The organism is Ferrovum myxofaciens, from assembly GCF_000735045.1.
GTDB lineage: Bacteria > Pseudomonadota > Gammaproteobacteria > Burkholderiales > Ferrovaceae > Ferrovum > Ferrovum myxofaciens.
Genome location: NZ_JPOQ01000058.1, coordinates 1 through 16,240, shown reverse-complemented (window position 1 = coordinate 16,240; position 16,240 = coordinate 1). Strand labels below are relative to the sequence as shown.

General features: G+C 60.0%; 18 protein-coding genes. 14 read left to right on the top strand and 4 right to left on the bottom strand.

Annotated features, from left to right (window positions below; genetic code table 11):
• On the top strand, positions 1–396 hold a 396-nt coding region (locus IV91_RS0108080), incomplete at its 5' end, for an FtsX-like permease family protein (protein ID WP_150112428.1).
• The gene (locus IV91_RS0108075) at positions 389–1,069 is read left to right on the top strand and encodes an ABC transporter ATP-binding protein (protein WP_031597462.1); all 681 of its coding nucleotides are present in this window, start codon (positions 389–391) and stop codon (positions 1,067–1,069) included. The genes IV91_RS0108080 and IV91_RS0108075, both read left to right, overlap by 8 nt.
• 6 nt (positions 1,070–1,075) lie before the next feature.
• Here the strand turns inward: IV91_RS0108075 and IV91_RS0108070 are convergent, their stop codons facing one another.
• Genes IV91_RS0108070 through yjgA form a run of 4 tightly spaced genes read right to left on the bottom strand, consistent with a single transcriptional unit; the run spans position 1,076 to position 6,899 of the window.
• Positions 1,076–3,235, bottom strand: a complete 2,160-nt coding sequence (locus tag IV91_RS0108070) for a RelA/SpoT family protein (protein WP_051862354.1) — start codon at positions 3,233–3,235, stop codon at positions 1,076–1,078.
• A 44-nt stretch (positions 3,236–3,279) separates the two neighbouring features.
• Positions 3,280–5,631: a DNA internalization-related competence protein ComEC/Rec2 gene (locus IV91_RS0108065; RefSeq protein ID WP_051862352.1), complete on the bottom strand. Its 2,352-nt coding sequence runs from the start codon at positions 5,629–5,631 to the stop codon at positions 3,280–3,282.
• 55 nt (positions 5,632–5,686) lie between these two features.
• Positions 5,687–6,382, bottom strand: a complete 696-nt coding sequence (locus IV91_RS0108060; RefSeq protein WP_051862350.1) for an alpha/beta hydrolase — start codon at positions 6,380–6,382, stop codon at positions 5,687–5,689.
• Positions 6,363–6,899, bottom strand: coding sequence for a ribosome biogenesis factor YjgA (gene yjgA, locus IV91_RS0108055; protein ID WP_160171548.1), 537 nt, complete (start codon positions 6,897–6,899; stop codon positions 6,363–6,365). The genes IV91_RS0108060 and yjgA overlap by 20 nt, the downstream gene beginning before the upstream one ends.
• Before the next feature lie 42 nt (positions 6,900–6,941).
• On the opposite strand from yjgA, the gene pmbA reads away from it, so the two are divergent.
• The 12 genes from pmbA (at position 6,942) to recX (ending at position 16,148) form a co-directional block, all read left to right on the top strand.
• On the top strand, positions 6,942–8,291 hold the full coding sequence (gene pmbA, locus IV91_RS0108050; RefSeq protein ID WP_031597455.1) for a metalloprotease PmbA: 1,350 nt from the start codon (positions 6,942–6,944) through the stop codon (positions 8,289–8,291).
• A gap of 8 nt (positions 8,292–8,299) precedes the next feature.
• Positions 8,300–8,743 carry a transcriptional regulator NrdR gene (nrdR, locus tag IV91_RS0108045; RefSeq protein ID WP_031597454.1) on the top strand — a complete coding sequence of 148 codons (444 nt, stop codon included), beginning with the start codon at positions 8,300–8,302 and terminating at the stop codon, positions 8,741–8,743.
• On the top strand, positions 8,733–9,863 hold the full coding sequence (gene ribD, locus IV91_RS0108040; protein ID WP_197456364.1) for a bifunctional diaminohydroxyphosphoribosylaminopyrimidine deaminase/5-amino-6-(5-phosphoribosylamino)uracil reductase RibD: 1,131 nt from the start codon (positions 8,733–8,735) through the stop codon (positions 9,861–9,863). Before nrdR ends, ribD begins: the two co-directional genes overlap by 11 nt.
• Entirely contained in the window at positions 9,848–10,468 is a 621-nt protein-coding gene (locus tag IV91_RS0108035; protein WP_031597452.1) for a riboflavin synthase, read from the top strand. Before ribD ends, IV91_RS0108035 begins: the two co-directional genes overlap by 16 nt.
• Positions 10,469–10,496: 28 nt before the next feature.
• Positions 10,497–11,612, top strand: coding sequence for a bifunctional 3,4-dihydroxy-2-butanone-4-phosphate synthase/GTP cyclohydrolase II (ribBA, locus tag IV91_RS0108030; protein ID WP_031597451.1), 1,116 nt, complete (start codon positions 10,497–10,499; stop codon positions 11,610–11,612).
• Between the two features lie 16 nt (positions 11,613–11,628).
• Positions 11,629–12,087, top strand: a complete 459-nt coding sequence (gene ribH, locus IV91_RS0108025; protein ID WP_031597450.1) for a 6,7-dimethyl-8-ribityllumazine synthase — start codon at positions 11,629–11,631, stop codon at positions 12,085–12,087.
• Positions 12,084–12,527, top strand: a complete 444-nt coding sequence (gene nusB / locus IV91_RS0108020; RefSeq protein WP_031597449.1) for a transcription antitermination factor NusB — start codon at positions 12,084–12,086, stop codon at positions 12,525–12,527. Before ribH ends, nusB begins: the two co-directional genes overlap by 4 nt.
• 14 nt (positions 12,528–12,541) lie before the next feature.
• Entirely contained in the window at positions 12,542–13,513 is a 972-nt protein-coding gene (thiL, locus tag IV91_RS0108015) for a thiamine-phosphate kinase (RefSeq protein WP_031597448.1), read from the top strand.
• Complete coding sequence (locus IV91_RS0108010; RefSeq protein WP_051862347.1) at positions 13,510–13,998, top strand: phosphatidylglycerophosphatase A family protein; 489 nt, start codon at positions 13,510–13,512, stop codon at positions 13,996–13,998. Before thiL ends, IV91_RS0108010 begins: the two co-directional genes overlap by 4 nt.
• On the top strand, positions 13,985–14,527 hold the full coding sequence (locus tag IV91_RS0108005; protein WP_051862346.1) for a CinA family protein: 543 nt from the start codon (positions 13,985–13,987) through the stop codon (positions 14,525–14,527). Before IV91_RS0108010 ends, IV91_RS0108005 begins: the two co-directional genes overlap by 14 nt.
• 158 nt (positions 14,528–14,685) lie before the next feature.
• Entirely contained in the window at positions 14,686–15,705 is a 1,020-nt protein-coding gene (gene recA / locus IV91_RS0108000) for a recombinase RecA (RefSeq protein ID WP_031597444.1), read from the top strand.
• Positions 15,702–16,148 carry a recombination regulator RecX gene (recX, locus tag IV91_RS0107995; protein ID WP_051862345.1) on the top strand — a complete coding sequence of 149 codons (447 nt, stop codon included), beginning with the start codon at positions 15,702–15,704 and terminating at the stop codon, positions 16,146–16,148. The genes recA and recX overlap by 4 nt, the downstream gene beginning before the upstream one ends.
• Positions 16,149–16,240 lie beyond the last annotated feature (92 nt).

The following is a 16,240-nucleotide window of genomic DNA, read 5'->3' as shown; positions in this document are numbered from 1 at the left end:
GCCTTCAACATTGTGTCTACTCTGGTCATGGTGGTAACGGACAAGCAGGCCGATATTGCGATTCTGCGTACCCTGGGGGCCTCGCCCGCCAGTATTCTGGTGATTTTCATGATTCAGGGGGCTTTGATCGGCGTGATCGGCATGGGCATTGGCGTGGGATTGGGTGTGGTGACGGCCCTCAATATTCGGTTCATCGTGCCCTTCATCGAAAAAGTTCTGGGCGTGCATTTTCTTTCTCCCCAGATCTATTTTATTTCCGAACTGCCCTCCGACCTGCAACAGGGCGATGTGCTGAGTATTGCGATCACCGCGCTGATCCTGACCCTGCTGGCGACTCTCTACCCCAGTTGGCGGGCAGCGCGGGTTCAACCGGCTGAGGCTTTGCGTTATGAGTGAGATGCTCCTGCGGTGCCAAGGCGTAACCCGGCATTTCACTTTGGCTGCCGATGAAGTTCCGGTTCTGCGTGGTCTCGATCTGGAAGTTCAGAAAGGAGAACAGATTGCCATTCTGGGGGCTTCCGGCAGCGGAAAAAGTACCCTGCTCCATGTGCTGGGCGGGTTGGATCGCCCCAATGAGGGGCAAGTCTCCCTGTGCGGACAAAATTTGACTGGTTTGAGTGACCGTCAGATCGGGCGTTTACGGAATCGCCACCTGGGGTTTGTGTATCAGTTCCACCACCTGTTGGCCGAATTCTCTGCCCTGGAAAACGTCATGTTGCCGCTGTCCATTGCGCGCATCGATTCTGTTTTAGCCTGCCAGAGGGCAACGGAAATGTTGGAAGCAGTGGGCCTGGGGCAGCGTTTGCACCATCGTCCGGGTGAACTCTCTGGCGGAGAGCGGCAACGAGCGGCGGTGGCCCGTGCCTTGGTGACCCGGCCTTCCCTCGTGCTGGCGGATGAACCCACCGGAAATCTGGATCGTCAGACAGCATGGCACGTTTTTGAACTGATCCTGAGCCTCAACCGCCGCCAGGGAGCGGGGTTGGTTATGGCGACCCATGATCTGGAACTGGCGGATCGTATGGATCGGCGTTACCGCTTGGAAGATGGAGTCTTGAGGGCTCTTTGAGCGGGGTCAGGTACGCCAGGCAGCCGTGACGTCGGGGATGTCTTGCAAGGTTTTGAGCGTACGGGCCAACTGTTCCAGACTGTCGATCTGAACGGTGAAGCGCATGCGTGCCTGCGTCCCATGGGTGTGGGTGTTGACACCGATGACATTGACTTTTTCACGGGTTAAGGCTTCGGAGATATCGCGCAGGAGTCCCTGCCGGTCCTGGCTCAGGACTCCGATATCCGTGGTAAAAGGTTGAGCTGGGGTGTTTTCTCCCCAGGTTACGGGAATCAGACGTTGCCATTGCTGATGGGTAAGGGCAGCCAGGCTGCGGCAATTGGCGCGGTGAATGCTGACCCCCCGTCCGCGCGTGACGAATCCCAGGATGGGTTCGGGGGGGACGGGCTTGCAGCATTTGGCGATGCTCGTGGCGATCTGGGACACACCGACCACCAGCACCCCCTGGTCGCCACCGGAAGGGCCGGGCGTGGTCAGAGGGAGTTTGATTTCCTGTGGCGACACGGGCGGCGCGAGAAGATTGTCCAGTTGGCGCAGGGTGACCTCGTTGCGGGCAAGGGCCACCAGAAAATCTTCCGTTCGGGCATAGCCGACCTGATTGGCCAACTGTTCCTGGGAAAGAGCGGTTTGGCCCGTGCGCGCCATCCACTTGTCGAGGAGGGTCCGCCCATGACTGAGGTCTTCCTCCCAATGTTGTAATTTGAACCATTGACGTACCTTGGCTTGAGCTCGATGGGTTTTGAGATACCCATAGGCAGGGTTCAGCCAGTCGCGGCTCGGACCCCCTTGCCGCACCGTCAGTATTTCCACCCGTTGCCCGTTGTTCAGAGGTTGGTTGAGGGGCGTCATGCGGCCATCCACCTTGGCCCCCCGGCATCGATGACCCAACTCCGAATGGACGTGATAGGCAAAGTCGATGGGGGTTGCTCCCTGGGGCAGGTCGATGATGCGTCCCTGGGGCGTAAACACGAAGAGAGTTTCATCTCCCGGAGGTAGGGAAGTGCCGGTATTCAGGGCGGCTTCCCGTTGCCAATCCAGCATCTGACGTAACCAGACCACCCGTTCTTCGAAGGAACGGTCTGCCCGCGCGCCTTCCTTGTAGCGCCAATGGGAGGCAATGCCCAATTCCGAATCGCGGTGCATTTCGTGGGTACGGATCTGAACTTCCACGATCTTGTTTTCCGGACCATAGACAGCAGTATGGAGGGAACGGTACTGGTTGCCTTTGGGGCGGGCAATGTAGTCGTCAAATTCGCCCGCAACAGGCACCCATCGCTGGTGGACCAAGCCGAGGACGGTATAACACTCGGGAAGGGTATCCACGATGATCCGCACGGCGCGAATGTCGTAGACTCGTTCCAGGGACAGGTTCTTGGCACGCATCTTCTTGACGATGCTGAAGATATGTTTGGGACGTCCGGTCACGGTGGCCACCAGGCCATTTTCCTGCAGGAGGTCCTGTAATGTCCGGATCAACTGGGTAATGTACTGTTCGCGCTGGATGAACCGTTCGTCCAGTTGGTGCGCGATGGTCTTGTAAGTCTCTGGTTCGAGGGCGCGCAGGGAAAGATCTTCCAATTCCCATTTAAGGAACCAGACTCCCAGACGATTGGCCAGAGGGGTGTAGAGGTCGAGGGTCTGACGGGCCAGTTGACGTTGGGTGGGTTCGTCCAGCGAGGTGGATCGGCGCATCAACCAAACTCTTTCGGCCAGGGCAATGAGCACCACCCGGATATCCTGGACCAGGGTCAGCAATAATTTTCGGATCCCTTCGATATGTTCTTCGTGGGAAGATTTTGGATGATCCTGAATGTCCAGGGTGTTGACGATGTGATCCAGGCGGTGCAGTTCTTGAGTCAGGGTCCAGACTTCCGGGTCCAGATCCAGGCGAGCAGGCAGGGTTTCTTGTCGTGACCAGGGCAGAGCGCGCAGCAGGGCCACCACGATGCACGCCGGATGAGCTTCCAGATCACTCAGCAGACGGGCGCTGGTGAGGGCGCGCTGAAGCGCCCATTGGCCCTCTTCATCGGCAGGATCCTGCGCCGTAATGAGTTGAAAAAGTTGGGCAATCAGAGAGGATTCTGTCAGTTGATAACGCGCATGGAGGCCCAGTCCGGACAATCCGTGGGCCGAACTCAGGGGGCCAGCGTCGGTGCGCGCTACCATGGCAGAATCGAAAAAATGGAATTCATCTTTTCATTATGGGCGTTTCAGTGAGGTCCTTCAAGGGGGGGTGCTTTGGGTTCGGTCTCTGGACAGCGAGATTCCCAGTAATGGGGAAAAACCGCCCGCAGGACGGTTCCCTGGATTTGGTGATCTGCCATATGCAGTTCCAGAGCCCCGCATTGGTCGGTGCGCAGACGCTCGCTGTGCGCCTCTCCATAACGCATCCAGACCACGGGGTTGGGATGCTTGAAACGGTTATGGTCTCCAACGGAGAATAGACTCCAGCGTGGGGCAACGGCCTGCAGGAAAGCCGGAGTCGAAGAGGTCTTGCTGCCATGATGAGGCACGATCAGGACGTCCGCCTGCAATTTCTCCGGGCTGCGCTCCAGCAAGGCCTGTTCACTGCGTGCTTCGATATCGGCGGGGAGGAGGACATGGAGCCTCCCCACCGTGAGGCGTAACACGCAGGCTCGATCATTGCTCTTGAGGGTGGGGTCGGACAGGTCTTCAGGGTCAGGATACAGAATCTCAAAATCCACCCCCTCCCAGTTCCAGTGCATTCCGGCCACGCACGTCCGTGTATGCGGAATACCGTGCAACAAGGGATGAGATGCAGGCAGGGGGGATAGGATCCAGGGTACGGGATAGGCGCTGACCAGGGAATGCAATCCACCGCTATGGTCGAGGTCACCGTGACTGAGAAGCAGGCCGTCCAGTTGCCGAACGCCAAAACTGCGCAGGGCAGGGATCACTACCCGTTCTCCGGCATCCTGTTCGGAACTGACGCGCGGTCCCGTATCAACTACGAGGGTATGTCGGGCAGTGCGCAGCACCACCGCCAGGCCTTGCCCCACATCCAGCAGATCCAGCCATAGTCCCCCCGGATCGGGGCGAGGCAGAGGTGAGACAACCAGTCCCAGCAGTCCCAGGCAACCGGCCCAACGCCCTGGAATACCCCGCGGTGCCAGCAGGAAACCCACGCCCAGCGTGGCGACGATGAGAACGGGCAGGGTGGGGGTAGGCAGAGCCAGCGGAGGACCACTGTGGCGGACCAACCAGTCCAGTCCCCAGGCCGTGCCCGTCATGAGCGCATGGGCCATCCTCAGACAGAAGCCCAGTCCGGGGATCAGTCCCAGCAAGGCCAGGGGAACCACGCCCAGGCTGACCAGAGGTATGGCAAAGGCATTGGCCAGGGGCGAGATCCAGGAAACCTGCCCAAACAGCCAGATCAGCAGGGGCACCATGGCCCAGGTGGCGGCCCATTGACTGTGGATTTCCTGTTTCCAGAAAGGTAACCGCCCGGTTTGGTGTGCACCTGCATAAACCATCCAGGACACGGCACCAAAGGAAAGCCAGAAACTGGGGGAGAGGGAGGCAAAGGGGTCGCCGGTCAAGGTCAGGGCAGCGGCCAGGAGAAGGAGAGTGGAAGGGGGCAGTGGCCGTTTCTGAAAACGGGCGAGGGTGAGGACGGTGATCATGGCCAGGGTACGCTGGGTGGGAAGGGAAAATCCGGCAATCAGGGCATAGGCACTGGCACCCAGCCACCCGGCCAGCCAGCGGATGCGTAGGGAAGGGGACAGAAGACCGGTGACTTTGGCGACGAGGCCCGCCAGCATCGTGATATGCAATCCGGAGATGCTGATCAAATGGCCGACCCCCGTTGCCCAGAACAATTGCCAATCCGCAGGGGAAATGGTCGATTGGTCACCAATGACCAAAGCGATCAGCACCGGGCCCCAGGGTTGGTCCTTCAGTTGGCGACGCAAACGTTGACGCAGGAGATCCCGTTGGGCTTCTATGAACAAATGAAGGCCCCTGATTCCGCCGGGATGGGACCACCCCAGGAACACGGGTGGGGTACGCCGGTCGATGCTGCCTTGGGTCAGTATGCCCTCACTCCACGCCCAGGTGGCACTGTCGAATCCGCCGGGGTTGACCTGGCCGTGGGGACTTTTGACGCGACACTGCCAACGCCAGCGTTGCCCTGGATGCAGTTCTGCCGGTGCGTCATGGAGGGGGAGCGCGAATTCGGACAGTGCGACTTCGGCGGGGAACAGAAGGGACCCCGGGTCTGCGGCCACCTTGAAGTGAAGCGCGCCGGCGCGGCCTTCCGGCAAACTAATGAGGGTGCCCGTCAGCGTGAGGTTTTGATGTTCCCAGCGGGGCGGCAGGCGGTGTGCCATGCGCAGGCGAGCCCGTTCATTGGCCATGACGAGCCCCCCCAGAAACAAGGCGAGAAACAGGAGCATGGAGCGTCCCCGCGGCCAATGTCGTAGCGCGCCCACGCCGAGGGCCCAGACCAGGCTCGCGCCCTCGAGCGCGGACAACGGTACGAGACGGGGGGCAGCCTGAAGTACCAGGATGCCCAGGATCCAGGCACAGAGAAGGAGTCGCATACCTTCCCAGTATGCCCACGGGGGTACTGGGACAGCAGTGAAGAAGCGCGATGGATCAGGGGTTTTTGGAGAGGTGTGGGGTGAGCCAGGTGGTCATGTCGTGAATCTCCTCCCCGCAGACACTGTGTGGCATGGGGTAACTGTGCCAGGTCAGGGGGTAGCCTGCACTTTCCAGGAATTGGCGCGACTGGTTGCCCTGTGCCCAGGGAATAACCGGATCCTGGGTGCCGTGGGCCATGAAAATGGGCAAGGTGCGGTTAGCCGGATGGGCTCGTTGGGCCAGTTCGTGGCTCAGGGGAAGATAGGTGGAAAGTGCCAGTACGCCTCCCAGGGGCACGGGCATGCGTGTGCCGGCGGTGAGCGCGACGGCGCCGCCTTGGGAGAAACCGGCAATGAAAATGTTTCGGGCAGGGATCCCGCGCTGCACTTCGTTTTCAATGAGATGCTGGACAGCGGCACAGGAGACCCGCAGATCATCATCGTTGGGCACCCAGCGTTCGCCCTCCAGGGCGATATCATACCAGGCACGCATGACCATTCCCTGATTCAAGGTGAGAGGGCGGCGCGGGGCATGGGGCAGGATGTGACGGAGGGCGGGATGAGTCAGCGTCAGGGTTTCGGCTACGGTCACGAAATCATTTCCATCGGCCCCCAGGCCATGTAGCCAGAACAGGGTGGCACGGGCAGGAACCAAGGGGTCGAGCACCACCGGTGGGGTGTCCCAAAAACGGTCAGAGGTCGGATTCTTCATGGGATACGGGCGAGACAGCCTCCAGAAAGGGCGCCAGGGTGTGGAACAACGCGCGAAAATGGCGGGGGGGCTTGTGCAGGATGCGCTCCCGTTGAGCCGCCAGCACCTGCTGGCGCAAATGTTGACGATCCACCGCGGGGTAATCGCGCGCAAACAGATCCACCAGGGAAACATCCTCCATCATGCGTTCGCGCCATCGCTCGGTGCGGTGCATGGCTGCGGTGGCAGCATGGGAATGACCATTCAGGCGATCCAGATATTCCCGGATAGGGGCAGGGTCCACGTGGCGCATGAGTTTGCCGATGTATTGAAACTGACGTCTCAGTCCGCCATGGGCATGAATGGTTTTGGCGTCCAGAATGGCCTGAAGCAAAGGATCGGGCAGGTCGAGGGTGCGCAGTTGGGGGGGCTTCAGAGCCACCAGTGCTTCTCCCAAGGCCTGCAGGGCTTCCATGTCGCGTTTGCGTTGGGTTTTGCTGAGCAGTTCTTCGGAGTGCACGGTTTTCCAGAATTCCATCAATGTTGCTATGATACCGGAATTATATGCAAAGGAATCTCTATTGTGTCGGATCATTCACCTTTTCATTATTCTCAGGAGTATTTTCAATCTCTGGTCCAGACGGCGCTTCAGCAGGCCTGCCAGGCCGGGGCCAGCGCAGTGGAAGTGGAAGTGAGCGAAGGAGTCGGCCTGGGCGTCACGGTGCGCCTGGGGGAAGTGGAAACCATCGAATACAACCGTGACAAGGATCTTGGGGTGACGGTGTATTTCGGGCCACAGCGGGGACAGGCCAGTACCTCGGATTTTTCGGCGGCGGCCTTGCGCAGTACCGTGGACAAGGCGGTGGCCATTGCCCGTCATACGGCGCTGGATCCCTTTGCGGGGTTGGCCGACCCTGCCTTGCTGGCTCAGGCACCCTGGCCCGATCTCGGCCTGTTCCGTCCCTGGGATCTGAGCGTGGAACAGGGCATCGACTGGGCGCGCCGCTGCGAATCGGCGGCCCTTGCTCAGGACCGGCGTCTGAATAATTCGGAAGGGGCCACGGTGCATACCCAGAACTCCCACTTTTTTTATGGCAATACCCTGGGATTCATGGGAGGGTATGCCGGGTCCAGCCACAATCTGAGTTGCGCCGTCATTGCCGGTAAAGATCAGGATATGCAGCGCGATTACTGGTACAGCACGTCGCGTCATCCGGACCAACTGGAGTCCCCGGAACAGGTGGGGCGACAGGCGGCAGAGCGTACGCTGCGCCGCCTCGAAGCCCGTCGTCTGTCCACGCGGCAGGTGCCGGTGCTTTTCGAGGCTTCCCTGGCCTCCGGACTGATCGGACATTTTGTTGGGGCAGTGAGTGGCGGGTCACTCTATCGGGGCACCAGTTTTTTGCCCGACAGTCTGGGGCAAAGAGTCTTTGACGAACGGTTTTCCCTGCGTGAGGAACCCCATCTGCCGGGAGGGTTGGCCAGCGCACCTTTTGATGATGAAGGGGTAGCGACACATCCCCGTCTGGTGGTAAATAATGGTGTCGTGGAAGGATATTTTCTGGGCAGTTATTCCGCGCGCAAACTGGGAATGCGCTCCACTGCCAATGCGGGGGGAAGTCATAACCTGATTGCCACCCCTTTCGGCGGTGGCTTTGAGGACCTGCTGCGGCAGATGGATCGGGGCGTGCTGGTCACCGAATTGCTGGGGCATGGAGTGAACGGGGTGACCGGGGATTATTCGCGGGGTGCGGCAGGATTCTGGGTGGAACAGGGCCAGATCCAGTATCCCGTACACGAAATCACCATTGCCGGGAACCTCAAGGAAATGTTCCGCGCGATTCAGGGGGTGGGAACGGATGTGCGGGTGCGTGGTTCCAAGATTTGCGGTTCCATCCTGGTGGGGGAAATGACTGTGGCAGGGGAATAGGGCAAGCCATGAAATGTCCCTTTTGCGGTGCCATGGATTCCCAGGTCATCGACTCGAGGATTTCGGAAACCGGCGAGAGTATCCGTCGGCGTCGGCGTTGCGTGGGATGTAACCGGCGTTTTACCACCTATGAGACGGTGGACATTCGACTTCCCCAATTGATCAAATCCAATGGTCAGCGGGAAGAGTATTCGGCCGACAAGGTGCGGGTCAGTTTCATGCGTGCCCTGCATAAACGACCGGTTCCCGCAGAACGGGTCGATGCGGCCATCGAACGGATACGCCAGCATCTGCTGGCGCTGGGAGAACGGGAGATCACTTCCCGCCAGGTGGGGGAAATGGTGATGGAAGAACTGCGTCACCTCGACAAGGTGGCCTATGTGCGCTTTGCCTCGGTGTACCGAAGTTTTCAGGATCTGGATGATTTCCGGGACGTGATCCGTGACCTCTGATTCCCCCGGTGACCGGGTGCATTTCATGCGACGGGCGCTGGAACTGGCGCAACGGGGGAACTGGACCACCACGCCCAATCCCAGGGTGGGTTGCGTCCTGGTGCAGTCCGGTCGGATCGTCGGGGAAGGTTGGCATGAGCGGGCCGGAGAACCCCATGCCGAGGTCCATGCCCTGCGTGGGGCCGGGGCGCAGGCACGGGGAGCCACGGCCTTTGTGACCCTCGAACCCTGCAGTCATAGGGGGCGCACCCCGCCCTGTGCCAATGCGCTCATCGAGGCGGGCATTGCACGGGTGGTGGTGGCCATGGAGGACCCCAATCCGCGCGTGGCTGGGCAGGGATTGGCCCGTTTGCGGGCGGCGGGGATCGACGTGGAAGTGGGGGTGGAAGCACGGGCAGCGGCAGAACTCAACCCCGGTTTTACGTTGCGCATGACCGAGGGAAGACCCTGGATTCGGGCCAAGCTGGCGCTCAGCCTGGATGGCAGGAGCGCGCTGGGGAATGGCGTCAGCCAATGGATCACAGGGTTGGAGGCGCGTACCGAGGGGCATCGGTGGCGAGCCTGTTCCTGTGCGGTGGCAACCGGTGGTGGTACGATCAGGCAGGATGACCCGGCGTTGACGGTGCGGGCCGTGGAGACGACGCGCCAACCCCAACGTCTGGTGCTGGATCCCCGTCTGGAGACTCCCGCTACGGCCCAGGTCCTGAAAACAGGAGGTCAGTCCTGGTTTTACTGTATCGATCCGGCTCCGTCCGAACGGCAACGGGCTCTGGAAGCAGCGGGGGGAAAAGTGGTTCCTTTGCCGGTTTCGAGCATGGGGCGAGTGGATTTGCGGGCTCTGGTACGGGCATGGGGCGGATTGGAATTGAATGAGGTATTGCTGGAGGCCGGTCCACATTTGACAGGCGCATTGCTGGAAGCAGGGTTAGTGGACGAGGTATTGATTTTTCAGGCGCCCCTCTTGCTGGGTGAGGGGGCCCTGGGGGCGGTGAATTGGTCCCGACCGTTGAGTTCACTGGCCCAGGGGAAGGTTTTGGAGGTCGAGGAACGACGCGTTCTGGGGCGAGATTGGCTGATTCGGGCACGGGTACGAGGGAGTGGGACATGTTTACCGGAATAGTGCAGGCGGTGGGACGGATCGTGAGTATGGAACCTCTGGAAGAGGGGATGCGCATGACCTTCGATACGGCAACCTTATCTCTGGAGGGGGTTGACCTGGGCGGGTCCATTGCGGTCAATGGCGTTTGTCTGACCGTGATTGCCCTGGGCGCGCAGTCCTTTTCGGCGGAGGTTTCACGGGTAACGCTGGAAGGAACCACCGGGTGGGTGTTGGGGCGGCGCATCAATCTGGAGCGGGCCTTGCGTTTGAGTGATGCGCTGGGAGGTCATCTGGTCACCGGGCATGTGGATGGGGTGGGTCGGGTACGCAGTTTCACTCCCTGCGGGGAAAGTGTCACCTTGCAGGTGGAGGCTCCAGGAGATTTGCCCCGTTATATTGCGACCAAGGGATCGGTGACGGTACAGGGGGTGAGTTTGACGGTGAATGCAGTGGAGGGCGCGCTTTTTACCGTCAATCTGATCCCCCATACCCAGCAGGTTACGACCTTGGGGGGCTTGGTGGAAGGTGCCGGGGTGAATCTGGAAGTGGATTTGCTGGCGCGCTATGCCGAACGCGCGCGGCAATGGTCCGATGACAAGGGAACGGGAACGCCTCCCTTGGAGTAGAATGGGGGGTTTGGAAGGAGAAAGTTTGATGACACAGGGGACGGGAGTCCTGGCACCCACGGAGGAGTTGATCGCCGAAGTGCAGGCAGGGCGCATGGTTATTCTGGTGGATGATGAGGACCGGGAGAACGAAGGAGACCTGGTGCTGGCAGCGGATCATGTCACCCCGGAAGCCATCAACTTCATGGCGCGCTATGGGCGTGGGCTGATTTGTCTGACATTGACAGAGGCCCGCTGCCAACAATTGAATTTGCCGCTCATGGTGACGGATAACCGTTCTCCCCTCACCACCAACTTTACCGTGTCCATTGAGGCGGCACAGGGGGTGACCACGGGCATTTCGGCGGCCGATCGGGCGCGTACGGTACAGGCTGCAGTGGCTCGTTTTGCCCGCCCCGCCGATGTGGTGCAGCCGGGACATATTTTTCCGCTGATGGCGCGGCGTGGGGGGGTTCTGATCCGTGCCGGGCATACCGAGGCAGGCTGCGATTTGGCCCAGTTGGCTGGTTTGGAACCGGCGGCGGTGATCTGCGAGATCCTCAAGGAGGACGGTGAGATGGCCCGTCTTCCCGACCTCCTCCCCTTTGCCCGCGAGCATGGCCTGAAGGTGGGGTCGATTGCCGACCTGATCCGGTACCGCAGTCATACCGAATGTCTGGTGGAACGAGTGGCGGCGCGGCCCTTGAATACCCCCCAGGGCGCTTTTGAGGTCGTGGCATTTTATGATGCGGTGGGTCATCGTACCCATCTGGCTCTGGTGCATGGTCATATCGAAGCGGCACGGGAGACATTGGTGCGTGTGCACGAGCCTTTTTCCGTGACAGATGTTCTGGATGACGGGGTGGGGCGGCATTCCTTTGGCATACAGGGCGCCATGAAAAAAATCGTGGCGGCGGGGAGCGGCGTAATCGTACTGTTGCACGGAGAAGATCATGCTCAGGATCTGATCGCCTGGGCCACGGCGGAGGTCACATCGGCACCTTCCCCCGGACGAAAATGGGACTCGCGCCTGCATGGGGTAGGCGCACAGATTTTACGGGCGGTGGGGGTGGGGCGTATGAAAGTGTTGTCCCGCCAACGCAAAATGCCCAGCATGGCAGGTTTTGGACTGGAGATTACTGGATATGTCACACCCGAGGAATAGACCCTGGAATACCAGCATGGCGGATATTGCCTGTGATGGCAAGGGGTTGCGCATTGCCATCGTATTGGCCCGCTTCAATGAGGCCATTGGCGAACAACTACTGGCGGCGACAGGCAAGGCGCTGATGGAGCGTGGCGTGGCTGAAGAAGATATTCCGGTATTGCGTGTGCCCGGTGCCCTGGAACTGCCCCTGACTCTCAAGGTTCTGGCGGAAACCGGGCGCTTCCAGGCCTTGATTGCCTTGGGTTGCGTGGTGCGCGGAGATACCTATCACTTCAAGATCGTGGCGGATGAATCGGCGGCCGGGATTACGGCCGTACAACTGGCCACGGGGATTCCCATTGCCAATGGGGTACTGACTACGGAAAACGATGCTCAGGCCTTTGCCCGGGCCGAACATAAGGGACAGGACTGCGCCTTGGCGGCCATCGAAATGGTGCGTCTGCTCGAAGAAATCCGGCGGGGAATACTATGAAATCGGCACGCCGTCAAGCGCGCGAGTTGGCGGTGCAGGGGCTCTATGAGTGGCAACTGGCAGACACCGAACGGGCAGCCATCATCGATCATCTCGGTACTCAACCTCACTTTATGCGCGCAGATCGGGCGTTTCTTGAAGAGTTGCTGAAAGGAGTGATGACGGAGCGGGAGTCCCTGGATCAGCGGCTGAGCGTGCTGATCGACCGGCCCCTGACGCAGATCAGCCCGGTGGAGCACGCCATCCTGTGGCTGGCCAGTTATGAACTGGTTCATTTTCCTGAAACGCCTTTTCGCGTCATTTTGAATGAGGCCATCGATTTGGCCAAGCGTTTTGGAGGCACGGACGGACATAAATACGTCAACGGCGTGCTGGATCGTCTGGTGGCGCAGGAACGTCCGGAGGAACGCCAGCGTCCGGTGCGTCAAAAAACTTCCTGAGGGACTGTGGTGAAATGACGGGCGAGTTTGCACTGATCCGGCGTTATTTCCATCCTCCTACCCGACATACATTGTTGGCGGGGGGGGATGACGCCGCCTTGATCGTGCCACAGATGGCGCATGAATTGGCCCTTTCCACCGACCTGTTGGTGGGGGGGCAACACTTTTTTCCGGATATGGATCCCCACCGCCTGGGACAAAAAGCAGCAGCTGTGAACCTGTCAGACATGGCCGCCATGGGGGCGACGCCCCGTTGGGTTTTGCTGGGGTTGACCCTGTCATCCTTCCAGGAATCCTGGGTGGCCGCGTTCAGCCAGGGTTTTCGCAAGATTTTGGATGCCCATGAGGTGGACTGGGTTGGCGGAGATACCACGGCGGGGCCCCTTGCCCTGGCAGTGACGATCATCGGTGAAGTTCCGGACGGTCAGGCGTTGCGGCGCAGTGGTGCCCATGGGGGAGAGGATATCTGGGTCTCGGGTACCTTGGGCGATGCGGCTCTGGGTTTGGACTGGCGCCTGGGACGTTGCCCGGATCTTGCGCCTGCAGCCCGAGACTTTGCCCTGGAACGCTTCGAATGTCCGACTCCACGGGTCGCTCTGGGGCAAGCCCTGCGCCCTTTGGCCAGCGCTGCCATCGATATTTCCGACGGTTTGCTGGCAGATTTGGGGCATCTTCTGACGGCTTCCGGCGTGGGTGCCCAACTGGAGTTGGCACGCATACCCACCTCTGCGGCTCAACCTTCAGGGCCCACCGATTCGGACTGGCAGCGCCGGGTGTTGCAGGGGGGGGAAGACTACGAATTATGTTTCACTGCGCCCTCTTCCCGGCGTTCCCAACTGGAAGCGTTGGGGCGTGCCGGGACGGTGGTCCTGACCCGCATCGGACGAGTGACCGCTGCTCCGGAGGAACGGTTCATACAGGATGAGAAGGGTCAGTCCGTGGCAGTTTCCTGGCGGGGATATGATCATTTTGCAGGGGCCACATGAAACGTGCCACCGCCAGTTTCATGAAGGAAAGCCCACTCCACTGGGTGGCCTTGGGCGGAGGGGCAGGGTTGTCCCCCTGGGCCCCGGGAACGGTGGGCAGTTTGCTTGGTTTTCCGCTCTTTTTATTGCTGCGCTCCCTGCCCTGGGGCGTACAATGGTCGCTTTTGGCGGGTTTGTTTCTGTTTGGTATATGGGCCTGTGGTGCAACGGCACGGGCACTGGAAGATGAGGATCCCAAGGCGGTGGTTTGGGATGAAGTGGTGGCCTGTGCAGGTGTACTTCTTCTGGCCCCACCTACGGGGCTTGGGTGGATGTTGGGATTTGGGTTGTTTCGTCTGTTCGATATCTGGAAGCCTTTTCCGATTGGCTGGGTTGATCGACGAATCAAAGGGGGGGTAGGGATCATGCTGGACGATGCCTTGGCGGCCGTTTTGGCAATGTGGATACTCTGGCATATAAAGGGGGTATGGCATGGGCACTTCTGAACAGGATCTCGAGACCACGGACCCGCTTCCAAGAAAATCGGACAAAGATCTGGCTCAACGGGTGGGCGATGCCCTGAGTCAACGGGGCTGGACCTTGGCCACAGCCGAATCTTGTACCGGCGGGGGGATGGCCGCTCTGGTTACAGAAATTCCCGGCTGTTCCCAGTGGTTCGATCGTGCCTGGGTGACTTACAGTAACCACAGCAAAGTCACTTTGCTCGGGGTCCCTGAGGCACTCATCGAAGCATTTGGTGCGGTGAGTGAACCGGTGGTTTGCGCCATGGTGGAAGGTGCCCTGAAACTCAGTCGCGCGGACATTGTAGTGGCTGTGAGTGGCGTGGCCGGACCGGGAGGGGGCACGGCGCATAAGCCGGTGGGAACCGTTTGTCTGGCCTGGGGGGAACGGCAGGGAGGGATCCGGACCGATACTTTCTGGTTTCCGGGGGACCGGCACGCCATTCGCACCGCAGCGATTACCCAGGGTTTGCTGGGCGTGTGGGAATGGGTCTGTAAACCGGCGCTCGCATGAATGGCGGAAGCCCCTTGACGGTCGGGGGTAACTGTATATAATTACAGTCTTTGGCCCTGTGTTGAATGAACATCACAGAATCCGTTTATTGCACGGTATTTCGTCCGGGAATGCGCCTAGAGTGAGTGCTTGGACACATGATAGAGTGAGGAACAGGCATGGAAGAGCATAAGAGCAAAGCGTTGGCCGCTGCGTTGTCCCAGATCGAAAAGCAGTTCGGTAAAGGAGCAGTGATGCGCCTGGGGGCCGGGGGTGTTGAAAATGACATCGAGGTGATTTCCACCGGTTCTCTCGGGCTTGATATGGCCCTGGGTGTGGGGGGGTTGCCACGGGGCCGGATCGTGGAGATTTATGGGCCTGAATCCTCGGGTAAGACCACGTTGACCTTGCATTTCATTGCTGAAATGCAGAAAAAGGGAGGGGTGGCTGCATTTATCGATGCCGAGCATGCCCTGGACCCGGTCTATGCCCAGAAGTTGGGGGTCAATGTGGCTGATCTGCTCATTTCTCAGCCTGATACGGGGGAACAGGCCCTCGAAATCGCGGACATGCTGGTGCGTTCCGGGTCTGTGGATATCGTGGTGGTGGATTCGGTGGCCGCTCTGACCCCCCGTGCGGAAATCGAAGGCGAGATGGGGGATTCCCATGTGGGTCTCCATGCCCGTCTCATGTCCCAGGCATTGCGCAAGTTGACCGGTAACATCAAACGGTCTAATTCCATGGTTGTATTCATCAATCAGATCCGTCTCAAGATTGGGGTTATGTTTGGCAATCCGGAAACTACCACAGGGGGAAATGCGCTCAAGTTTTATGCCTCAGTGCGACTGGATATCCGGCGCGTAGGTTCCATCAAGAGAGGGGATGAGATCATTGGCAGCGAGACGCGGGTCAAGGTCGTCAAGAACAAGGTGGCTCCCCCTTTCAAGGTGGCGGATTTCGACATCCTGTACGGGGAAGGGATTTCACGGGAGGGAGAAATCATCGAATTGGGGGTCATGGCCAAGGTAATTGAAAAATCCGGGTCCTGGTATGCCTATCAAGGGGAGAAGATCGGGCAGGGCAAGGACAATACGCGCCTCTACCTGCGCGAGCGCCCAGCGCTGGCCCAGGAAATCGAGGACCGTATCCGTTCTGCCAGTGGACTGGAAATGCCGGTGGGAAAAACTGAGGAAGAGTGACAACGTTGCGTGAACGAGCCCTGCGCCTCCTGGCGCGGCGCGAATATACCCGGCACGGACTGGCGCTGCGTCTGAAGCAGGAGGTTGCCGCGTGCGTGGATCTGGAGGCGCTGCTGGACCAACTGGAGCGCCAGGGGTATTTGTCAGATCAGCGGGCAGCGGAGGCTCTGCTGCGAAAACACGCAGAGCGTCACGGGGTGCTGCGCCTGCGCCAGGATTTTCAGCAACAAGGGGTTCCTGCGGCCTTGGCCGCATCCCTGCTCGAAGAAGCCCGAGCCCATGAGTTGAAGGCGGGCCAAGCAGTATGGGCGCGGAAATTCGGTCAGTTCCCTGAAACAGCCGCAGATCGGGCCCGACAAATGCGCTATCTGACCAACCGTGGATTCTCCCGTTCCACCATTGCCGCCGTACTTGGCGGGGATGGGGAGGAGGATGGGGGATGAAGGAGGGGGAGGGAGGGGAAAATCACTGTGACCCGGAGCCCAGCCTGGGATGAGGCCGCAGCCAGGCTCAGACGAGCCCGGTGGTGTTCTGC

What these genes read in the sequence shown, in the direction of transcription:
- IV91_RS0108005 (WP_051862346.1), top strand. Translation starts at nt 13,985, where the DNA reads ATGGGCACTTCTGAACAGGATCTCGAGACCACGGACCCGCTTCCAAGA.
- yjgA (WP_160171548.1), bottom strand. Translation starts at nt 6,899, where the DNA reads ATGGAATTCTGGAAAACCGTGCACTCCGAAGAACTGCTCAGCAAAACC.
- IV91_RS0108065 (WP_051862352.1), bottom strand. Translation starts at nt 5,631, where the DNA reads ATGCGACTCCTTCTCTGTGCCTGGATCCTGGGCATCCTGGTACTTCAG.
- ribBA (WP_031597451.1), top strand. Translation starts at nt 10,497, where the DNA reads ATGACACAGGGGACGGGAGTCCTGGCACCCACGGAGGAGTTGATCGCC.
- nrdR (WP_031597454.1), top strand. Translation starts at nt 8,300, where the DNA reads ATGAAATGTCCCTTTTGCGGTGCCATGGATTCCCAGGTCATCGACTCG.
- IV91_RS0108070 (WP_051862354.1), bottom strand. Translation starts at nt 3,235, where the DNA reads ATGGTAGCGCGCACCGACGCTGGCCCCCTGAGTTCGGCCCACGGATTG.
- thiL (WP_031597448.1), top strand. Translation starts at nt 12,542, where the DNA reads ATGACGGGCGAGTTTGCACTGATCCGGCGTTATTTCCATCCTCCTACC.
- IV91_RS0108060 (WP_051862350.1), bottom strand. Translation starts at nt 6,382, where the DNA reads ATGAAGAATCCGACCTCTGACCGTTTTTGGGACACCCCACCGGTGGTG.
- ribH (WP_031597450.1), top strand. Translation starts at nt 11,629, where the DNA reads ATGGCGGATATTGCCTGTGATGGCAAGGGGTTGCGCATTGCCATCGTA.
- IV91_RS0108075 (WP_031597462.1), top strand. Translation starts at nt 389, where the DNA reads ATGAGTGAGATGCTCCTGCGGTGCCAAGGCGTAACCCGGCATTTCACT.
- nusB (WP_031597449.1), top strand. Translation starts at nt 12,084, where the DNA reads ATGAAATCGGCACGCCGTCAAGCGCGCGAGTTGGCGGTGCAGGGGCTC.
- IV91_RS0108010 (WP_051862347.1), top strand. Translation starts at nt 13,510, where the DNA reads ATGAAACGTGCCACCGCCAGTTTCATGAAGGAAAGCCCACTCCACTGG.
- recA (WP_031597444.1), top strand. Translation starts at nt 14,686, where the DNA reads ATGGAAGAGCATAAGAGCAAAGCGTTGGCCGCTGCGTTGTCCCAGATC.
- IV91_RS0108035 (WP_031597452.1), top strand. Translation starts at nt 9,848, where the DNA reads ATGTTTACCGGAATAGTGCAGGCGGTGGGACGGATCGTGAGTATGGAA.